The organism is Cellulosimicrobium sp. PMB13, assembly GCF_051294865.1.
In the GTDB taxonomy this organism is placed as follows: Bacteria; Actinomycetota; Actinomycetes; order Actinomycetales; family Cellulomonadaceae; genus Cellulosimicrobium.
The window spans coordinates 3,443,886-3,463,340 of the sequence record NZ_CP145910.1; the positions used below are offsets into that span (position 1 = coordinate 3,443,886).

18 protein-coding genes are annotated in these 19,455 nt (G+C 74.2%); 6 read left to right on the top strand and 12 right to left on the bottom strand.

The features are described from left to right. Window positions 1-261: 261 nt before the first annotated feature. Genes V5D56_RS15470 through V5D56_RS15480 form a run of 3 tightly spaced genes read right to left on the bottom strand, consistent with a single transcriptional unit; the run spans window position 262 to window position 4,942 of the window. Complete coding sequence (locus V5D56_RS15470) at window positions 262-1,266, bottom strand: NAD-dependent epimerase/dehydratase family protein (RefSeq protein ID WP_435736180.1); 1,005 nt, start codon at window positions 1,264-1,266, stop codon at window positions 262-264. Continuing rightward, entirely contained in the window at window positions 1,263-3,923 is a 2,661-nt protein-coding gene (locus tag V5D56_RS15475; RefSeq protein ID WP_435736181.1) for an alpha/beta fold hydrolase, read from the bottom strand. Before V5D56_RS15475 ends, V5D56_RS15470 begins: the two co-directional genes overlap by 4 nt. Continuing rightward, complete coding sequence (locus tag V5D56_RS15480; RefSeq protein WP_435736182.1) at window positions 3,920-4,942, bottom strand: 3-oxoacyl-ACP synthase III; 1,023 nt, start codon at window positions 4,940-4,942, stop codon at window positions 3,920-3,922. The genes V5D56_RS15475 and V5D56_RS15480 overlap by 4 nt, the downstream gene beginning before the upstream one ends. 360 nt (window positions 4,943-5,302) lie before the next feature. On the opposite strand from V5D56_RS15480, the gene V5D56_RS15485 reads away from it, so the two are divergent. Then, window positions 5,303-5,938: a dihydrofolate reductase family protein gene (locus V5D56_RS15485; protein ID WP_435736183.1), complete on the top strand. Its 636-nt coding sequence runs from the start codon at window positions 5,303-5,305 to the stop codon at window positions 5,936-5,938. Between the two features lie 51 nt (window positions 5,939-5,989). Here the strand turns inward: V5D56_RS15485 and V5D56_RS15490 are convergent, their stop codons facing one another. Next, on the bottom strand, window positions 5,990-6,364 hold the full coding sequence (locus V5D56_RS15490; RefSeq protein WP_435736184.1) for a DUF2200 domain-containing protein: 375 nt from the start codon (window positions 6,362-6,364) through the stop codon (window positions 5,990-5,992). A 185-nt stretch (window positions 6,365-6,549) separates the two neighbouring features. Here V5D56_RS15490 and V5D56_RS15495 point away from each other — a divergent pair, with 185 nt between their 5' ends. Continuing rightward, on the top strand, window positions 6,550-6,990 hold the full coding sequence (locus V5D56_RS15495) for a VOC family protein (RefSeq protein ID WP_435736185.1): 441 nt from the start codon (window positions 6,550-6,552) through the stop codon (window positions 6,988-6,990). 9 nt (window positions 6,991-6,999) lie between these two features. On the opposite strand, the gene V5D56_RS15500 is transcribed toward V5D56_RS15495, so the two are convergent. From V5D56_RS15500 to V5D56_RS15515, 4 genes are all read right to left on the bottom strand, one after another. Further along, window positions 7,000-7,524, bottom strand: coding sequence for an O-acetyl-ADP-ribose deacetylase (locus V5D56_RS15500; RefSeq protein ID WP_435736186.1), 525 nt, complete (start codon window positions 7,522-7,524; stop codon window positions 7,000-7,002). A 62-nt stretch (window positions 7,525-7,586) separates the two neighbouring features. Next, window positions 7,587-8,159, bottom strand: coding sequence for a DUF6580 family putative transport protein (locus V5D56_RS15505; protein WP_435736187.1), 573 nt, complete (start codon window positions 8,157-8,159; stop codon window positions 7,587-7,589). After that, window positions 8,156-8,608 (bottom strand): DUF4430 domain-containing protein, encoded by a 453-nt coding sequence (locus tag V5D56_RS15510; protein WP_435736188.1) that lies wholly within the window; start codon window positions 8,606-8,608, stop codon window positions 8,156-8,158. Before V5D56_RS15510 ends, V5D56_RS15505 begins: the two co-directional genes overlap by 4 nt. A 96-nt stretch (window positions 8,609-8,704) precedes the next feature. After that, complete coding sequence (locus V5D56_RS15515; protein ID WP_435736189.1) at window positions 8,705-10,834, bottom strand: DNA gyrase/topoisomerase IV subunit B; 2,130 nt, start codon at window positions 10,832-10,834, stop codon at window positions 8,705-8,707. A 153-nt stretch (window positions 10,835-10,987) separates the two neighbouring features. Between V5D56_RS15515 and V5D56_RS15520 the strand changes: the two genes are divergently transcribed. Beyond that, on the top strand, window positions 10,988-11,209 hold the full coding sequence (locus tag V5D56_RS15520) for a DUF7455 domain-containing protein (RefSeq protein WP_435736190.1): 222 nt from the start codon (window positions 10,988-10,990) through the stop codon (window positions 11,207-11,209). Between the two features lie 209 nt (window positions 11,210-11,418). Here V5D56_RS15520 and V5D56_RS15525 read toward each other — a convergent pair whose 3' ends face one another. The 3 genes from V5D56_RS15525 to V5D56_RS15535 all read right to left on the bottom strand — a co-directional run bounded on the left by V5D56_RS15525 (window position 11,419) and on the right by V5D56_RS15535 (window position 14,926). Beyond that, complete coding sequence (locus V5D56_RS15525) at window positions 11,419-13,002, bottom strand: RNA polymerase sigma factor (RefSeq protein WP_435736191.1); 1,584 nt, start codon at window positions 13,000-13,002, stop codon at window positions 11,419-11,421. A 303-nt stretch (window positions 13,003-13,305) separates the two neighbouring features. Further along, the gene (locus tag V5D56_RS15530) at window positions 13,306-13,704 is read right to left on the bottom strand and encodes a universal stress protein (RefSeq protein WP_435736192.1); all 399 of its coding nucleotides are present in this window, start codon (window positions 13,702-13,704) and stop codon (window positions 13,306-13,308) included. A 94-nt stretch (window positions 13,705-13,798) separates the two neighbouring features. Further along, window positions 13,799-14,926, bottom strand: coding sequence for a DUF4192 domain-containing protein (locus tag V5D56_RS15535; RefSeq protein ID WP_435736193.1), 1,128 nt, complete (start codon window positions 14,924-14,926; stop codon window positions 13,799-13,801). Window positions 14,927-15,056: 130 nt separating this feature from the next. Between V5D56_RS15535 and V5D56_RS15540 the strand changes: the two genes are divergently transcribed. Together V5D56_RS15540 and V5D56_RS15545 are read left to right on the top strand one after the other, a co-directional pair. Then, window positions 15,057-15,641, top strand: a complete 585-nt coding sequence (locus V5D56_RS15540) for a hypothetical protein (RefSeq protein WP_435736194.1) — start codon at window positions 15,057-15,059, stop codon at window positions 15,639-15,641. Window positions 15,642-15,664: 23 nt separating this feature from the next. Then, complete coding sequence (locus tag V5D56_RS15545) at window positions 15,665-16,828, top strand: polyprenyl synthetase family protein (RefSeq protein WP_435736195.1); 1,164 nt, start codon at window positions 15,665-15,667, stop codon at window positions 16,826-16,828. Window positions 16,829-16,837: 9 nt separating this feature from the next. Here the strand turns inward: V5D56_RS15545 and V5D56_RS15550 are convergent, their stop codons facing one another. Beyond that, complete coding sequence (locus tag V5D56_RS15550; RefSeq protein ID WP_435736196.1) at window positions 16,838-17,293, bottom strand: Rv2175c family DNA-binding protein; 456 nt, start codon at window positions 17,291-17,293, stop codon at window positions 16,838-16,840. 90 nt (window positions 17,294-17,383) lie between these two features. Here V5D56_RS15550 and pknB point away from each other — a divergent pair, with 90 nt between their 5' ends. Beyond that, complete coding sequence (gene pknB / locus V5D56_RS15555; RefSeq protein WP_435736197.1) at window positions 17,384-19,453, top strand: Stk1 family PASTA domain-containing Ser/Thr kinase; 2,070 nt, start codon at window positions 17,384-17,386, stop codon at window positions 19,451-19,453. The last annotated feature ends 2 nt before the right edge of the window (window positions 19,454-19,455 follow it).

A 19,455-nucleotide genomic window follows, 5' to 3' on the forward strand; every position in this document is an offset into this window, starting at 1 on the left:
CACATTCGTTCACAGTCTCCCGAGACATGACATCGAGGGCACTGCTACGCCCTCAACCGTGAAGGGCCCTCTTACATTTCGGGCAACATCGCCGCCAGTTGGGGCAACATCGCCGCCTGGATACGTTCCGCGACTGGCGTCGACTCCTCGTGCTCCCAGAACCTCACAAGGCGTGGCCCTGACCTGGCGAACTGGCCTCTGGTTCCCCGCAGAGCAGGCCCTCGTGACGGGTCCCGGCCGCACCTCGGTCCCGTTCGTGCATTAGGCGGCAGTGCCGCCGTAGTGCACGGCCAGGTGCCGCAGCCCTTCGTCGACGCTCACGGCGGGGCACCAGCGCAGGTCGCGGCGCGTGGTCCGCTGGTCGAACCAGTGCGCGGTCGACAGCTGCTCGGCGAGGAAGCGCGTCATCGGCGGCTCGTCGGTGCCCGGGCGCACGCGCCAGACGGCCTCGACCAGGCCGCCCGCGGCGCGCGCGACCGCGGCCGGCACGCGCCACCGCGGTGGCTCGACGCCGCCCGCGCGGCAGATGCCCGCGAGCAGGTCGGCGACAGTGCGGGGCTCGCCGTTGGTCAGCACGTACGCGCGGCCGTGCACGTCGTGGGCGCGGTCGAGTGCGGCGAGGATGCCGTCCGCGGCGTTGTCCACGTAGAGCGTGTCGATGAGGGCCGCGCCGTGCCCCAGTAGAGGCAGGCGCCCGCCCGCCGCCCGCTCGAGCACCCGCTCGACGAGCTGGGTGTCGCCCGGCCCCCACACGATGTGCGGGCGCACGGCGACGACGCTCGGTCCGGTCCCGCCCGACCCGTCCGGCCGCCGACGGCGGTCGCGGCCCAGGGCGAGCAGCTCGGCCACCGCCTTGGTCCGCGCGTACTCGCCGCGCGCGTGCCGGGGGTCGGCCGGCGTCGTGCCCGCCCCGACCAGGGACGAGCCCAGGTGGGCCACGGACGGCGAGGACACCTGGACGAACCGCTCGACCCCGGCGCGCTCGGCCGCGTCGAGGAGCGCGCGGGTGCCCTCGACGTTCACGGCGTGGAACTCCGCAGGCTCGCCCGCGAGCGACACCTTGGCCGCGAGGTGCACGACAGCGTCGACGCCCTCGACGGCGCGCGCGACGGCCGACGGGTCGGTCACGGACCCCTGGACGTCCTGGACGCCCGGCACACCGGAGGAGCGCCGCTGGAGCGTGCGGACCGCGTCGCCGCGGGCCACGAGCGCGCGGGCGACGGCGCCTCCGAGCAGCCCCGACGCCCCGGTCACGACCACGGTCACGGCCGCCCCACCCGCCCGCCGGCGAGGACGCCGTCCGCCCAGGCGGCGAGGCGCGTCCGGTCGATCTTGGAGTTGTGCCGCACGTCGGTGGGCATGCGCGGCACCACGAGCACGGCCGCGAGCGGCACGGGCGACGCGACGCGCACGGCGGCGGTCAGCGCCTCGGGCGCCAGCCCGGGGCGCCGTGCTTCGGGCACGGTCTCCACCACCGCCACCGCCTGCTGCACGCCCGCGGGCCCGACGCCGACGACGGCGGCCCGCCGCACCTGCGCCACCCGCTCGACGTGCTGCTCCGGCCCCACGGGGGCCAGCGGGCCGTCGGCGGTGCGGAGCACGTGCCCGAGCCGCCCCTCGATCCACAGGCGGCCCTGCGCGTCGAGGTGTCCGACGTCGCCGGTGCGGTGCCAGCGCCCGGGCGGGGTGTCGCGCTCGGCGGCCAGGTCGGTGAGCCACAGCCGGTCGTAGCGCTCCTTGAGGTGCCCGGCCCGCACGAGGACCTCGCCGAGCACGCCGGGTGCCGCCGACGGCGCGCCGGTCGCGGCGCCGTCGTCGTCGAGCGCGCTGACGAGCACCTCCGCCCCGGGCACGGGGAGGCCGACGCACACGCCCGCGTCGGGGGCCGCGGCGGCGTCACGGATGCCGTCGAGCGTGACGTCCGTGACCAGCAGGCACTCCGTCATCCCGTACGGGGTGTGCGCGGTGGCCGCGGGCATGAGCTCGGCGGCCGAGCCGAGCAGCTCGGCCGAGATCGGCGCGCCCGTGGAGAGGAACGTGCGCACGCGCACGAGGGCGGCGCGGTCGGCGGTGTCGAGCGCGTCGGCGGTCGCGACCACGTTGAGGATCGCGGCGGGCGACAGGAACACGATGCGCGCGTCCGACGCGCGCACGGCGTCGGCGACGGCCCGGGCGGTGAGCGTGCGCGGCGAGGAGACGTCCATGCGCGGCGTCACCGACCGGGTGCCGAGCGCGGGCCCGAGCAGCGCGAACGGGGCGAAGCCCGTGACGAGCCCGGTGTCGGGGCCGACGTCGAAGTGCTCGGCGAGCGTGTCCCGCAGCGCGGAGAGGCGGGCGTGCGAGTACACGACGCCCTTGGCCGGGCCCGTGGACCCGGACGTGAACAGCACGGCGGCCTCGTCGTCGGGGCCGGGCTCGGACGGCAGCGCGCCGCCCTCGCCGGCGCGCGCGACGTCGACGAGCTCGTGGGCCACGCCCAGCGCCCGCCGGACCGCGGGCGCGAGCGGGTCCGCCGAGATCCGCACGCCGGGCCAGCCGAGCGCGCGCGCCGCGGCCAGGCCCTTGGTCTGCGCGACGACGAACCGCGGCCACGCCCCGCGCTGGGCGCGCGTGAGCCCGCGGACTCCCAGCCCGGCGTCGGCGACCACCACGACGGCCCCGATCCGCAGGCACGCGTACACCAGCGCGGTCAGCGTGGGCCCCGGCTCCACGAGCAGCGACACGCGGTCGCCCCGGCGCACCCCGATCGCGTGCAGCCCCGCCGCCACCCGGCGCACCTGCCGGTGCAGCGCCCGCCAGCTCACGGCCCGGGCAGAACCGCCGGCACCGGTCGCCGCCATGTCCAGCACCGCGGGCGCGTCGTCCTCCGCCCGCGCGTCCAGCCCCGCCCACAGCGGCACAAACGGCGAGTCGGCACCCCCGTCGGCGCCGGTGGTCCCCGCACCGGCCCTGGACAGCACCTCGCCCCCGAGCCACCCGAGGACAGCAGGCGTCCAGTCCGCGTCCTCGGCGACGAGATGGCCGGCGTCCGCGAACCGGTGCACGTGCGCGTGCGGCAGCCGGCGCACGAGGTCGTCGAGGTAGCGGTCGGAGAACACCGGGTCGTGCGGCCCCCACAGCAGCACGGCGGGCACGCGGAGCCGCGCGACGCCGGCGGCGACGCGGTCGAGCTCGGGCGCGCTGGGGTGCGCGGCGTCCACGGGGATGTCCGCGACGAAGCCCTCGATCCCGTCGCGGTCGTGCGCGGCGCGGTAGGGCAGCCGGTAGGCGGCCGCGACCTCGGCAGGCAGGCGCGGGCGCGCCAGGGCGAGCGTCGTGTCGAGGAAGGCGGGCGTCGTGCGCGTGCCGACCCGGTGCACGGGCCCGGCGAGCGCGAGGCGCAGCGGCGCGGGCAGCGCGGCGTCGTCGGGCTGGTGCACGGCCGTGTTGAGCAGAGCGACGCCGGCGAGGAGGTCGGGGTGGTCGACGGCCCAGCCGAGGGACATGACGCCACCCCAGTCGTGGCCGAGGGTGACGACGGGCCCGGCGAGGCCGAGGGCTTCGGTGAAGGCCCCTAGGTCGGCGACGCGGCGCGCGAGCGCGCGGTGCTCGCCGGTGCGGGCGGAGAACCCCATCTCGAGCTGGTCGACGGCGACGACGCGCCACTCCGCACCGCCGCCCCGGGCGGCCGCGACGGAGTCGGACACGAGCCGCCGCCACAGGTAGGACCACGTGGGGTTGCCGTGCACGGCGAGCACGGTGCCGACGGGCGCGAGGCCGCGCCGCTCGAGCTCGGGGCCCGTGTCGAGGTAGTGCCAGGTCGCGCCCCGGGCGTCGCGCAGCACGTGGCTGTACCGCGGGTCCAGGCCGGGCAGCCCGGGTGGGACGGTGCGAGCGGGGCGGAGGAGGGTGTCGGTCGCGGGTGTGGAGGCGGGCCCGGTCACCAGGCCAGCTCCAGCATCGCGGTGTTGATGCCGGAGCCCACGCCCATGAGCAGCACGCGGTCGCCGGCGCTGAGCGTGCTCTGCTCCTCGACGAGCGTGATCGGCACGGACGCCGGACCCACGTTGCCGAGCCGCTCGTAGGTGGTGGGCACGCGCGAGCGGTCCAGGCCCACCGCCTCGACGATCGCGTCGGTGTGCACGCGCGAGACCTGGTGCGTGATGTACCGGTCCATGGCGGACCAGTCCCAGTCGGCGACGGCGTCCTTCCAGGCGTCCACGACAAGTTCGAGGCCGCCCTCGAGCAGCGCCTGGGCATCGGTGAACATGCCGTCGGTGCTGCCCACGCACAGGTCGTGGAACCGGGTGGCTGCGCGCGTGACGCCGCCGAGCACGCGGTGGGCGCGCGGGTGCTCGTCCGCGCGGCCCAGCACGGCGGCGGCCGAGCCGGAGCCGAGCGTGAGCGAGGCGAACTCCTGCATGAAGTCGTCGCGGTCGCGGTCCTCGCGCAGCAGCCGCTCGATCGTGCGGTCATGGATGACGTCGGCGTCCTCGCCGTCCACGACGACCGCGTAGCGGATCTGACCGGACTCGATCATGCCCGCGGCGAGGCTCATGCCGTTGATGAAGCCGAGGCACGCGTTGGCGACGTCGAAGTTGGTGGCGGACGACGGCAGGCCGAGCCCGTGGTGCAGCCGCACCGCGACCGACGGCTCGAGGTGCTTGCGCGTGACCGACGTGTTGATCAGGAGCCCGACGTCGCTCGGCTCCACCCCGGCGGCGCGGAACGCCTCCTGCCCCGCGGCGACCGTCGCGTCGTCGACGTCCTCCTGGGCGGTCCAGGTACGCCGCTCGCGCACGCCCGCTACCCGTTGCAGCAGCGTGGACGGGAGGTGCAGCCGCCGCAGCGCGGGGGCGAGACGCTCCTGCACCTCGGCAGACGTCCGCACACCGGCGGGAAGCCGGCTGGTGACGGACAGCAGCGCGACGTTGGTGAACCTGGCGGTGGCGTTACCTGACACACGAGCTCCAGACGACCGGGCGCACGTGCGCCCGGCTCAGCGACGAGACGACCGGGGGCGCCTGACCGCCGGTGCGGCACCGCGGCCGCGCCGGGCGGGCGCCGACGGCTGGCGCCGTCCACTCCCGCGTCCCCGAGCGTAGGACGCTCGGCGGATGCCCGCCGTTCCAACCGAGCGCGTGGGATACGCCACGTCGGCACGGTCGGGCCGCGCGCGCGTCCGGCAGCGACCCTCCTCCTCGAGCACACCTCGCTCGTCCTCGTCGCCGAGTGGCGTGGTGCGCTCCTCCGTGATCGATGAGTTCCCTGGCGCTGCGGGGTCTACCCCAGGGCCCAGACGGCGAGCGACCTGGAGACGACCATGGGACTCATCGAGATCGAGCTGTTCACGACCCTCGACCTCGTCGGGCAGGCGCCCGGCGGGCCGGAGGAGGACCCCGAGAACGGGTTCCCGTTCGGCGGTTGGCAGGCGCCGCTGCTCGACGACGTGGCGGGAGCGCAGATCGACGCGGCCTACGAGGGGACGGACGCGCTGCTGCTCGGCCGGCGCACGTACGACATCTTCGCGTCGTACTGGCCGCACCAGGAGGACGGGCCGGACGCCGGCTTCGCGACCCTCTTCAACCGCGTTCCCAAGTACGTCGCCTCCCGAGGGACGCCTGAGCTGCCGTGGGCCGGGTCGACGCTGCTCGGGCCCGACCTGGCGACGGCCGTGCGCGAGGTCCGCGACCGGCACGAGCACGTCAAGGTCGTCGGCAGCCTGAACCTGGTGCAGTCCCTCCTGCGCGAGAGGCTGTTCGACCGCCTCGACCTGTGGGTGCACCCCATCGTGCTCGGCACGGGCAAGACGGTGTTCGACGGCGGAGCGGTCCCCACCAACCTCACGCTCCTCGAGCCACCCGCACCGAGCCCCACCGGCACCGTGCTCCTGCGCTACGGCCTCGCCGAGGGGACGCCGGGGACGGGCGACATGAGCGAGCCGGGCCGCGGCGTCTGAGCCGGCGACGTCCGAGGCAGCCGCACTCTCACGAACGCCGAACGGCCCCGGCTACGCGGCGGGGGCCGGGGTCGGCGCGCCCCGGAGGATCGACGTCATCTTCTTGCCGCGTGCGACCTCGTCGACGAGCTTGTCCATCCAGCGGATCTTCTGCATGAGCGGGTCCTCGATGTCCTCGACCCGGTAGCCGCAGATCACGCCCGTGATGAGCGCCGCGTTCGGGTTCATCGCCGGCGCCTGCTCGAAGAAGGTCTCGAGGTCGACCTCGTCGGCGATCGCCTTCTCGAGTCCCGCCTCGTCGTAGCCCGTGAGCCAGGTGATCACCTGGTCGAGCTCCTCCGTCGACCGTCCCTTGCGCTCGACCTTGGTCACGTAGAGCGGGTAGATGCTGGCAAAGCTCATCCTGAAGAGCCGCGGGTGTGCCATCGGTGTTCCTCCGTGCTCGTGCGTGCGGCTGACGTCAGAGCGCGACGACCTCTCGCCGCTCGCAGCCGCCCTCGCGACCAGTCTCGCATCCGCGGGGACTGCGCAGCCCTCTCCTGAGCGAGACACCGCGCAGCAGCGCCTTCCGGCCGCTCGCCACGGCGGCGTCCGGGTCCTACTCTCGATGGATGGCGATCCAGAGGCTGGACAACGTCGCCGTCGTCGTCGACGACCTCGACGCGGCGGTCGCGTTCTTCACCGAGCTCGGGATGGAGCTCGAGGGCAGGACGCCGATCGAGAGCCGGTCGGCGGAGCGCGTCGTCGGACTCGACGGGATGCGGTCCGAGATCGCGATGATGCGGGTGCCCGACGGCGCGGGTCGGCTCGAGCTCACGACGTACCACTCCCCCGCGCTCGTCGACGTGGGTCTGCGCGACGCGTCGCCGAACACGCTCGGCCTGCACCGCGTGATGTTCGCCGTCGACGACATCGACGACACGGTGGAACGCCTCCGCGGCCACGGTGCGGCGCTCCTCGGCGAGATCGTCCGGTACGGGGACGCGTACCGGCTCTGTTACCTGCGCGGCCCGAGCGGCATCATCGTGGCGCTCGCCGAGCAGCTCGAATGACGCGCTGCCTCACCGGCGCGCGAGCGCCGTCCTGAACGCGTCGAGGAGCATGTCGTTGAAGAGCACGAACCGGACCTCCTCGACGCTGCCCCCACCCTGCGGACGCCAGCCCCGCACGGCATCGACCGCGACGGTCGCGACGACCTCCGGGTCCCACCCGTAGACCCCGGCGCTCACGGCAGGGAACGCCACGGAGCGCGCGCCGAGCTCCGCCGCGACGTCGAGCGAGCGGGTGAAGCACGACGCGAGCAGCGCAGGATCGGTCTGGCCGCGATGCCGGTTCGGCCCGACGGTGTGGACGACCCATCGCGCCGGAAGGTCGAACGCGTCGGTGGCGACGGCGTCGCCGACGTCGAGGCCGTCGCGGTGCGTGGTCGCCCGCAGATGGCGGCACGCCTCGAGCAGGCGAGGCCCCGCAGCGGCGTGGATCGCGCCGTCGACCCCTCCCCCGCCCAGGAGGTTCGAGTTCGCCGCGTTGACGACGACGTCCGTCGTCGCTCGGGTGATGTCCCCGCGCTCCGCCGTGATCTGCATGCCGTCGACCCTACGCGCGGCCGCGCGGCCCCCCGCGCTGGCGGGCCGTGTCCGCGCGGAGATCAGGCCGGGCGCGCGACGGCGGAGGCCAGATCGTGCGACGCCTCCAGCCGGTCGACGAGCAGGGTCCCCGCCGCGACGAGCGGGACGAGCACGAGGTTGCCGAGCAGCATCGTCCGCAGGAACGGCAGGCCGGCGACGTAGCTCGCGACCAGACCCTCGACGCTCGCCGGGTACCACGTACCGCGGCCCTGGAGCCACACGCCGAAGTTCGTCCAGAGGAAGAACCACAGCGACCCGGCCACGCCGAACGCCGCACCCGCACCGACCCGTCGCCACCCGGACGTGTTCCGCGCGAGCAGGGAACCGAGCCCGACCACGAGCCACGCGCTCCACGTGAACAGCGCGATGGAGGTGTTGCCCAGCACGACGTCGGACACGACCGTCACGGCCAGCGGCACGACGAAGGCCCAGCGCGAGCGCAGGAGGATCGTCGCGGCGAACGTCGCCGCGGTGACCAGCTCGAGGTTGGGCGGCGCGCCGAGGTCGGCCCGCACGAGGCGCCACACGACGGCGAGCGCCGCGAGCGCGACGACGAGCGCCGGGCGCCACCAGCGCGTCAGGAGGTGTGTCACGAGGTGAACGTCTCGAGCTTCCACGTGATCTCGTCCCCGTCCTTCGTCTCGAGCATGCCTGCCCCTACCGTAGCCATCTCACCGTTGACGTACAGCGCCCAGAACTCGCTCTCCGGGTCGGCCGTGATGCCGTCGATCGCGGTGACGTACGCGTTCTCGCCCTCGCCGGTCACCTCGGCCGTCGGGTCCGCCGCGAGCAGCAGGTCGAGCGCCATGCTCCCCTCCTCGCCTTCGTACGAGAACTCCGGCGCCTCTGCGGAGGAGCCGTCGGCCGGGGCGCTGGGCTCCTCGCTCGCGCTGCTCTCGCTAGCGGTCGGCGTGGTGGTCTCGGCTGCGTCGCCCGTGTCGGCGGCCGACGAGCACCCGGCGAGGAGGCCCGCGGCGAGCAGGAGGGACGTGAGGGTGGTCAGCGAGCGCGCGGGCGTCTCGCGAAGGGTCCGGAGGGTCACCCGCACAGCCTACTCAGCGCCGACGTCGTCAGGACCTGCCGACCGACAGGCGGACGTGCTCCTGTCGGGCCCCGGCACCCGCGGAGGTGACCTGTGTCAGACGTCGATGCGAGCGCGGTCGAGCTCGGCGGCGCCTGCGACGATGAAGTCCTTGCGCGGCGCGACGTCGCTGCCCATGAGCAGCTCGAACACGCGCTCCGCGGCCTCCGCGTGCTCGGCCGTGACCCGACGCAGCGTGCGGTGCCGCGGGTCCATCGTCGTCTCGGCGAGCTGGTCGGCGTCCATCTCCCCCAGGCCCTTGTACCGCTGGATGTCGTCCTTGTAGCGGCGCCCGGCCTTGTCGAGCTTCTTGAGCGTCGCCGTGAGCTCCGCCTCGGAGTACGTGTAGATGTACTCGTTCTTGCGACGTCCCGACCCGATGACCTCGATCCGGTGCAGCGGCGGAACGGCGGCGAACACACGGCCCGCCTCGACCATCGGCTTCATGTACCGGTAGAAGAGCGTGAGGAGCAGGGTGCGGATGTGCGCGCCGTCGACGTCGGCGTCCGTCATGAGCACGATCCTGCCGTAGCGCGCGGCCTCGAGGTCGAACGACCGACCCGAGCCTGCGCCGATGACCTGGATGATCGCGGTGCACTCGGCGTTGCGGAGCATGTCGCTCACGGACGCCTTCTGCACGTTGAGGATCTTGCCGCGGATCGGCAGGAGCGCCTGGAAGTCCGAGCTGCGGGCGAGGCGTGCGGTACCGAGCGCGCTGTCGCCCTCCACGATGAACAGCTCGCTGCGCCCGACGTCGTCGCTGCGGCAGTCCACGAGCTTCGCGGGCAGCGACGAGGTCTCGAGCGCGTTCTTGCGCCGCGAGATCTCCTTCTGCTTGCGTGCGGTGATGCGCGCACGCATCTCCGCGACGACCTTGTCGAGCAGCAGCGCGGCCTGGGTCTTCTCGTCGCGCTTGGTCGACGTCAGCAGGGCGTTCAGCTCCTTCTCGACGACGCGCGTGACGATCGCGCGCACCGGCGCCGTCCCGAGGACCTCCTTCGTCTGGCCCTCGAACTGCGGTTCGGCGAGGCGCACCGTGACGACGGCCGTGAGGCCCGCGAGGACGTCGTCCTTCTCGATGCGCTCCGACGCGTCACGTGTCGAGACCTTGAGGCGGCGCGCGTTCGTCTCGACGGCCTTGCGCAGGACCTTGAGCAGACCGGCCTCGAACCCACCGAGGTGGGACCCGCCCTTGGGGGTGGCGATGATGTTGACGAAGCTGCGCACCTCGGTCTCGTAGCCCGTGCCCCAGCGCAGCGCGACGTCGACCTCGCACTCCCGCGTGACCGCCTGCGGCGACATGTGGCCGCGGTCGTCGAGGACCGGGACCGTCTCGGTGAACGTGCCGCTCCCGGTGAGGTGCCACGTCGCGGTGACCGGGGCGTCGGGCGCGAGGAACTCGACGAAGTCCACGGAGCCGCCGTGGTGGACGAACGTCTCCTCGTGCGGCCCGTCCTGCGCCGGCGTGCCGGGAAGGCCGCGCTCGTCACGGACCGTGACCTGCAGGCCCGGGACGAGGAAGGTCGTCTGGCGCACGCGCGTGACGAGCTCGTCGTAGGAGAACACGGCGTTCTTCGGGAAGACCTGACGGTCCGCCCAGTAGCGCACGCGCGTCCCCGTCACTCCCCGCTTGGTCTTGCCGACCACGGCGAGCTCGGACCGGTCCACGAACGGCTCGAACGGCGCGTCCGGCGTCGGCCCCGTCTTCGGGTCGGCGAACGTCCCGGGCTCGCCGCGGTGGAAGGTCATGCGGTGCGTCTTGCCGCCACGGTCGACCTCGACGTCGAGGCGCGCCGACAGGGCGTTGACGACGGAGGCGCCGACGCCGTGGAGCCCGCCCGACGCGGTGTACGAGCCGCCGCCGAACTTGCCGCCCGCGTGGAGCTTCGTGAAGACGACCTCGACGCCCGAGAGCCCGGTCTTCGGCTCGATGTCGACCGGGATGCCGCGCCCGTCGTCCTCGACGGTGACCGACGTGTCGGCGTGCAGCACGACGCGGATGTGCGAGCAGTTGCCGGCCAGCGCCTCGTCCACGGAGTTGTCGATGATCTCCCAGAGGCAGTGCATGAGGCCGCGGGAGTCGGTCGAGCCGATGTACATGCCCGGGCGCTTGCGCACGGCCTCGAGGCCCTCGAGCACGGACAGGTGCCGAGCGGTGTAGCTGGACTCAGCGGAGGTGGTCGTCACGGCGGACAGCGTAGTCGAGGCCACCCACGCCCCGGCGCTGCCATGCCGCTCGACCGCCGTGCCGCCGTATTCCCGTCGGGCGAGGGCTACGCGGGTAGCGAACCAGGGCGCCGCGGGCACGGTCGGGTGGGCAGAAGATGGTTTCATGGTCGTGTGACTGCTACGACGACTACCACCGAACCCCTGACCGCGGCCGACCGCTGCGACCGTTGCGGGGCCCAGGCGTACGTCCGCGTGGTCCTGCCGAGCGGCGAGCTGCTGTTCTGCGGCCACCACGCACGGGCCCACGCCGACGCCTACTCGGGCGTCGCGACCCAGATCCAGGACGAGACGGACCGCCTGCACGCCGAGCACGGCGCGGGCGCGATGCGCTGAGGCCACCCCTACCCCACGACGCCCCTTTCGGTGACCACCCACCGGGAGGGGCGTCGTCGTCCCCGGACGACCCGACCTCGGACGGGCCGGCGGCGCGCAGTCGTGGGGACTCGAGCGCCGGAAGGAGCCTGGACGACGGCGACGGCACCCGGTGAACGACGAAGGGCCCGGGAGGACGACCAGTCCTCCCGGGCCCTTCGCGCGGTGTGTCAGTCCAGGTAGTCGCGCAGGACCTGCGAGCGCGAGGGGTGGCGGAGCTTCGACATCGTCTTGGACTCGATCTGACGGATGCGCTCGCGCGTCACGCCGTAGACCTTGCCGATCTCGTCGAGCGTCTTCGGCTGCCCGTCGGACAGGCCGAACCGCATCGACACGACGCCGGCCTCGCGCTCCGAGAGCGTGTCGAGGACCTGGTGCAGCTGCTCCTGCAGGAGCGTGAAGCTCACGGCGTCGGCGGGCACGATGGCCTCGGAGTCCTCGATGAGGTCACCGAACTCGGAGTCGCCGTCCTCGCCGAGAGGCGTGTGCAACGAGATGGGCTCACGACCGTACTTCTGGACCTCGACGACCTTCTCCGGGGTCATGTCGAGCTCCTTGGCGAGCTCTTCGGGCGTGGGCTCACGGCCCAGGTCCTGGAGCATCTGCCGCTGCACGCGGGCAAGCTTGTTGATGACCTCGACCATGTGCACCGGGATGCGGATGGTGCGGGCCTGGTCGGCCATCGCGCGCGTGATCGCCTGGCGGATCCACCACGTCGCGTACGTCGAGAACTTGTAGCCCTTGGTGTAGTCGAACTTCTCGACCGCACGGATGAGACCGAGGTTGCCCTCCTGGATCAGGTCCAGGAACAGCATCCCGCGGCCCGTGTACCGCTTGGCGAGCGAGACGACCAGGCGCAGGTTGGCCTCGAGGAGGTGGTTCTTCGCGCGCTTGCCGTCGTGCGCGATCCACTGCAGCTCACGCTTGAGCTTGCGCTCCAGGTCGTCGCCCTCGGCCGCGAGCTTCTCCTCCGCGAACAGGCCGGCCTCGATGCGCTTGGCGAGCTCGACCTCCTGCTCCGCGTTCAGCAGCGCGACCTTGCCGATCTGCTTGAGGTAGTCCTTCACCGGGTCCGCGGTCGCGCCGGCGGTGACGACCTGCTGCACCGGGGCGTCGTCCTCGTCCGCGTCGGACACGACGAAGCCACGCGCCTCCTCGGCGCCCTCGGTGGCGGCCGCTCCGGTCTTCGCGCCGGCGGTCGTCGCCGCGCCGACCTCCCCGGCGTCCTCGGCCAGGTCGATCTCGAGGTCCTCGACGTCGACCGCGTCGTCCGCGTCGACGTCCTTCGCGGCGCCCGCCTTGGCCGCGGCCGCGGACTTCGTGGCGGTGGACCGGGTGGCGCGCGTGGTCTTGGCGCCCGCGCTCTTCGTGGCGGCCGCCTTCGTCGCACGCGTCGGGGTGGCCGACGGCGCAGCGTCCGACTCGTCGGACGCCGGCTCGGCCGTGGCAGCGCTCGTGGTGCGCGTCGACGAGGCCTTGGGGGCCGCCTTCGCGCGTGCCGTCGTCGTGCTGCGCGGGCTCGCCGCCGCGGCGACCGCGGTCGCGGTGGGGATCTCGACCTCGACGCCTGCACCCGCGAGCGCGCGGAACACCGCCTTCAGCCGCTTGGCGTCGTTGACTGCCGCCTGCTCGCACGCGGTGCGAAAGCTCTCGGCGTCGACGCGGCCGTTGGCGCTCCCGCGGCGCAGGAGCTCCTGCAGTGCGGGGTGCTCGAACTCGCGCGGGAGTGCGGGGATCTGTGTGGAGGGCGCCACAAACCGACCTTTCGGCATCACATGGGGGGCGGTAGGGCCACCAGAGCGGGGGACATGGACCGTGATCAGGGTGCTCGCTCGGGAACTCTCACGGGCTCACACCGACTCTCGCGGCGAGTCGTCGGGCTCGGGTGGACATCTCTATTGTACCGGCGATCCGCGCGCGGAGCGTCGCGACACGTGGCTGCACGCGCTCGTCGTCGGCGGCTTCTCGTGCTCAGTGCTGTGTCACAGGGCGCTTCCGCGCCGGGGCCATGTGGGGTCAACGACCGCGGCACGCCGAAGATTCCCGGCGGACCGTCCTCACCGGGCCGCGGCACGCTCCGGCTTGACCGCGAGCACCGGGCACGGCGCGTCGAGGAGGATGCGTTGCGCGTTGGATCCCAGGATGAGCTTGCCGACCGGGCTGCGTCGTCGCAGGCCGATGACGATCAGGTCCGCGGACGTGCGCTCCGCGACCGCCACGAGGTCCTCCGCGAGGTCGGCCGTGCCGTTCTCGACGCGCACGGTCGCGCCCGCACCCTGGAGCCGTTCCTCGACCCGGCGCAGGTCGTCTCCGCGCACCGTGTCCGCCTCCGGGGACACCGCGGACTCGCCGACCACGACGACGAGCTCGGTCCCGCGGCGGACCGCCTCCGTCGCGGCGGTGTCGAGCGCCTCCCGGCCCTCGGGTGTGCTCAGGTGGGCGACGACGACGGTCATGTGTCCTCCGCGGGGCGGCTCGTCGGAACGGGAGGTGGCGGCGCCACCGTGCCGACCGTACCCGAGCCGACCACGCCCGGACGACCGGAGACCCTCAGCCCCGAGCACGGACCCATCCCGGGGGGACACCGGCGTCGAGGGCGCTCGAGAGCAGGAGCGCGAGACGGTACGAACCGTCCTGGGCGAGCGCCTCCCGCAAGCGCTCGGAGGCTCGGCCCCCGTCGCCGTGCCACCAGGCGATCAGCGCGAGCAGGGTCAGGGCCGGGGCCGCTCGCCGTCGGGCGGCATGGGCGACGACGCCCTCGAGCACGACCCGCGCCGGCTCGGTCTCCTCCGGGTCCGGGACGATGGCGACGGCCGGGTCGACGATCCTCGCGATGGCCTCGCCCGTCCCTGCGTCGACGTCGCCCCCGCCTCGTGCCGTCCGCTCCGGCAGGTCTCCCACACCCGGGACGAACGACAGGAGCACGGCGTCCCGGACGGGGACGGCCTCGAGGGCCGCCTCGACGCGGCCGAGCAGGGTGGGCGAGAGCTCCGGGGGGCTCCCGGGGGCCGCGCCCGCGGCGAGCGCCACCGCGCGCCGCCAGGCGGCGAGGCCCTCCTGTCTCCAGGTGGACGCCTCGGACGCCGGCCGCCCGGACGACCGGACCCTCGCGCGGCGCGACGCCCGCGCGGCGCTGCGGCGGGCGTCAGGAGCGGCGGGCGGGATCCGGAACGCGTCCTCCCGGGTGTCGGCGACGCTCGCACCCGCGAGCACCATGTGAGCCCCGACCTCGCTCGACTCGAGCTCGCTCGCAGGCCGACCTCCCGGTGGGCAGCAGACCGGGTCGTCGCAGTCGAGGCAGCCCCAGCCCGTCGTCGTGACGACCCACACGTCGGTCGGTCCGAACGTGTCCTCGACCGTCTCGCGGCAGTGCTCGACGGCGGCCCGTGCGCGGGCGGCCTCCGGGCCGCCGGCGCGCAGCGGCGCGTCGGTGTACACGACGACGGCGGCCCGGGACGCGCCGTCGGCGGACAGGTGGGCGAGCACCGTGCGCGCGACCTGCGGCCCGTGCTCGAGGTCCGCGACGTCGTCGATGTCGACGCGCGCGACGAGGCCGACGCGGCCGCGCGGGCCGCGCAGCCCCACGAGCACGACGCTCTCGTGCGGCCGGTAGCCGAGACGGAAGGGGACGTAGGCGAGCAGCTCGCGCGGGCCGCGGGCCCGGATCAGGGTCGACATGGTCGCCATCCCAGCCGCTCCGGCGCCCGCGCGGGGGTTCGCTCGCGCGGCTGTGGACACGGCCAGAGGTTGTGGTCGACCGTCCTGGCAGCTGCTGGCCCGATCCCGCCACGATGACTACGGTGTGCGCGTGCCCCTTCGACCGCCTCGCGCCTCCGACGTCCGCGCGGTCCCGGCCCTCGTCCTCGCCGCCCTGCTCGTCGTGGCGCTCACCGCGTGCGGCCCGGCGGGGAGCGACGACGCACCCGACGCCGCACCCACCGATCGGGGTCGGCTCGCGGACGACCCCGACGAGACGCACGGCCCCGACGACGCACCGGTCGCGGCGCCGGGCACCCCGCTGCCCGAGTACGACGTCGCCTCGGCGGTCGGCGACCTCGCCCAGGGCTTTCCCGCCGAGCTCGTGCCCGTCGCCCCCGGCTCCCAGGTCCTCGCGAGCTCGGCTCGTCCGTCCGACGACGGCACCCTCACCGCGATCACGCTCAACCTGCGCTCGGAGGACTCCGTCGACGCGCTCACCGCCTACTATGCGGAGACCCTCGGTGCCGCTGGTTTCACGGTCTCGCCATCGGCCGTCCCGAGCGCGCTCACGTCGCTGACGACGTTCGTCCGCGCCCCGGCGGCCGACGCGCCCGCCGAGTCGGTGGCGGTGGGCATCTTCGACGACGAGGCCGAGCGCCTCGTGACGATCAGCGGCCAGGTCGTCGGCGGCTGACCTCCGTCGCATAGGCTGCCCCCGTGCCGAACGGGACCCCCAGCGCCTCCGCCCCCCACGCCGGTCCGTCCGAGGACGAGCAGGCCACCCCGACGAGCCTCGTCGACCGTGAGGGCGTGCGCGCCGGCGTCGACGCGGCGCTGAGCAGGGCGTGCGCCGGGCTCGCCGACGAGCTCGCCACGACGCACCCGGACGCCGCACCGCTCGTCCGGGCCACCGAGGAGCTCCTCGCGGGCGGCAAGCGGCTCCGCGCGGCGTTCTGCTACTGGTCGTGGCGGGCGCACGGGGGCGACCCGGAGGACCCGCGGCGCGACGTCGTGCTGCGCGCCGGAGCGGCGCTCGAGCTGTTCCAGGCCGCGGCGCTCTTCCACGACGACGTCATGGACGCGTCCGACACGCGACGCGGGCGGCCGACGGCGCACCGGGCCTTCGCCGGGCTGCACCACCGCTCGGGGTGGCACGGGGACGCGGACCGGTACGGCGAGAGCACCGCGATCCTGCTCGGCGACCTGGCGCTCATCGGGAGCCACCGGGAGCTGGGGGACGCGCTGGCCACGGTCCCGGACGACGTCGCCGGGCGCAGCCGCAGCGTCTTCGGGCGCATGCAGACCGAGGTGACGGTCGGCCAGTACCTGGACGTCCACGCGCAGGCCCTTCCCTGGGGCGAGGACCCGGCCGCTGACGAGGAGCGCGCCCGCGCCGTCGTCCGGTCGAAGTCGGCGCGCTACTCCGTCGAGCACCCGATCGCGCTCGGGGCCGCGCTCGCGGGCGCCGACGACGCCCAGGTCGCAGCGACCGGCACGTTCGGGCTGCCCGTCGGAGAGGCCTTCCAGCTCCGCGACGACGTGCTCGGCGTGTTCGGCGACGCCCAGGTCACCGGCAAGCCCGCCGGCGACGACCTGCGCGAGGGCAAGCGCACCGTCCTGGTGATCCGTGCCCTCGCCGCGGCGTCGCCCGAGCAGCGGACGCTGCTGCTCGACCGCCTCGGGGACCCCGCGCTCGACGCCGCGTCGGTCGGGCACCTGCGGGAGGTTCTCGTCGCCACCGGTGCCCTCGCGTCGGTCGAGGCGCTCATCGACGACCTCACCGACCGGGCGTTCGTCGCCCTCGGTGGCGTCGACCTCCAGGAACCGGGAGCGCAGATGCTCGCCGCGCTCTCGCGCGCCGCCGTCGAACGCTCGGCCTGACGGCGCCTGTCAGGCGAGCGACTGGGCGATGCGCCGCACGTGCGCCTTGCGACCCTTGACCAGGGCGTCGATCGGCGACTCCCCCAGCTCCTCCTCGGTGCGGAAGAGCCAGCCGATGATCTCCTCGTCACGGAACCCGGCGTCGGTCAGCACGGCGATCGTCCCCTGCAGGCTCGCGAGCACGCCGAGGCGGCCGTCGCCGGAGGGCTGCTTCGCGTTCGCCGGCTCGATGAGGTGCAGCGGCACGAGGAAGCGTGCGGGCACCTGGAACGTCGTGCGCTCGCCGCGCCGCATCCCGACGACGCGGCGCTCCTGGACGATGCTGCGCGCTCTGCCGACGTCGGTGCCGAGAGCCTCGGCGAAGTCGGGCAGGGAGAGCCACTCCCCCACGAGGGCGTCGAGCTCGGCGGAGCGGTCGACGGAGGGATCGGTCGAGGGGTCGGTGGTCGCGTCGTGATCGGTCACGGGGCAAGCCTACGGCGCCTGCACAGGACGCCCACGACCCGACCGCCCGGGCTCACCGGAACGGCGCCGGTCGCCGCCTAGACTGCCACCGTGGCCACCGTGACGACCGATCCCCTCGTAGGCCGCCTGGTCGACGGGCGCTACGAGGTCGTGTCGCGCATCGCGCGCGGCGGCATGGCCACGGTGTACCTCGCGGTCGACCGCCGGCTCGACCGCGACGTCGCGCTCAAGGTCATGCACCCGCACCTCGCCGAGGGGGCGACGGGGGCCGACTTCGTCTCGCGCTTCCGGCGCGAGGCACGCGCCGCGGCCCGGCTCACGCACCCGGGTCTCGTCGCGGTCTACGACCAGGGCCTCGACGGCGACACGAGCTACCTGACCATGGAGTACGTCGCGGGGACGAACCTGCGGCGCGTGATGCTCTCGGAGGGGACCCTCACCCTGGGCCGCACGCTCGACGTGCTGAGCGAGGTCCTGGACGCGCTCGCCGCCGCGCACCGCGCGGGCCTCGTGCACCGCGACATCAAGCCCGAGAACGTCCTGCTCGACGCGGACGGCCGTCTCAAGGTGACGGACTTCGGGCTCGCGCGCGCCGTCAACGAGGTCACGTCCACGACGACGGGGACGATCCTCGGCACGGTGGCCTACCTCTCGCCCGAGCTCATCGCGACCGGCGCGTGCGACGCGCGCACCGACGTGTACGCCGTCGGGATCCTCGCGTACGAGATGGTCCTCGGCTCCGTGCCGTACGTCGGCTCCACCCCCATCCAGGTCGCGTTCCAGCACGTCAACAACGACGTCCCGCCGCCGTCGGACACCGCACCCTGGCTCCCGCCCGAGCTCGACGACCTCCTGTGCGCGCTCGCCGCGCGCGACCCGGCGGACCGGCCGGCCGACGCCGGCGCGGCACTCGCCCTCGTCCGCTCGGTCCGCGCGGCGCTCGACCCCGCGGACCTGGAGCGGCGCGTGGACCCGCCCGCCGCGCCCGACGACGCGGCGCACGCGGCAGCTGCCCCCGCGACCGGTGCGGTGCCCCGCTGGGCCCCCGACGAGGCCGACGGGGTCGATGGGGCCGACGACGCCGGACCCGCCCCCACCGCCTCGCTCGCGACGCTCAGCCTCCGCGACCGGGAGGCCGCAGGACTCACCGAACCGCTCGCCGTCGGGCACCTCATGGTGCCGACGACGCAGCCCGGGCCGCCGCACCCGTCCCGGGACGGCGGCCGGAGGCGTGGGCGCGCCGTCCGCGCGCTCGTCTGGACGCTCGTCGTGCTCCTGGTGCTCGCCCTCGGCGGCGGCGGCGCGGCCTGGTGGTTCACGTCCGGGCCCGGCGCGTACACGACCGTCCCGGACGGTCTGACCGGGGTCTCGCAGGCGGAGGCGAGCGCCGTCCTGGACGACGCAGGTCTGGAGGTGACGGTCGACGAGCGCTACGACGACACCGTGCCCGCGGGCGCGATCGTGTCGACCGACCCGCCGTCGGGCGACGCGGTGCGCAAGGACGGCAGCGTCCAGCTCGTGGTGTCCCAGGGCGTGCGGATGCTCACCGTGCCGACCGGTCTGGTCGGGTCGACGCAGGTCGAGGCCGCGGCGGCCGTCGAGGGCGCCGACCTGACCCTCGGCGAGCCGGTGACGCAGCACCACGACGAGGTGCCGGCAGGCCAGGTCATGGCCGTCACCGACCCCGACGGCGCGGCGATCGAGGAGGGCTCGACGATCCGGCACGACGTGCCCGTCGTCCTCACCGTCTCGGCCGGACCGGCGCCGGTCGTCGTCCCCCAGGTCACGGGGTCCGAGAAGGACTCCGCGGTCCGCACCCTGGAGGACGCAGGGCTCGTCGTCGACGTCACCGAGGAGTACTCGGAGTCGGTGGCCGCCGGTCTCGTCGTGCGGCAGTCTCCGGAGCAGGGCACCGACGCCGTCCGCACCGACACCGTCTCGGTCGTCGTCTCGCTCGGCCCGCCGCTCGTCGAGGTGCCGAACACCAACACCCGCAACGTCGCGGACGCCGAGAAGCTCCTGAAGGACGCGGGCTTCGAGGTCGAGATCCGCTACCCGCAGGGCATCCACCCGCTCAACATCGTCTACGCCCAGGACCCGCCGGGCGGCGACGGCAGGACGGCCCCCAAGGGCTCGACGATCGTCCTCAACGTCTTCTGACA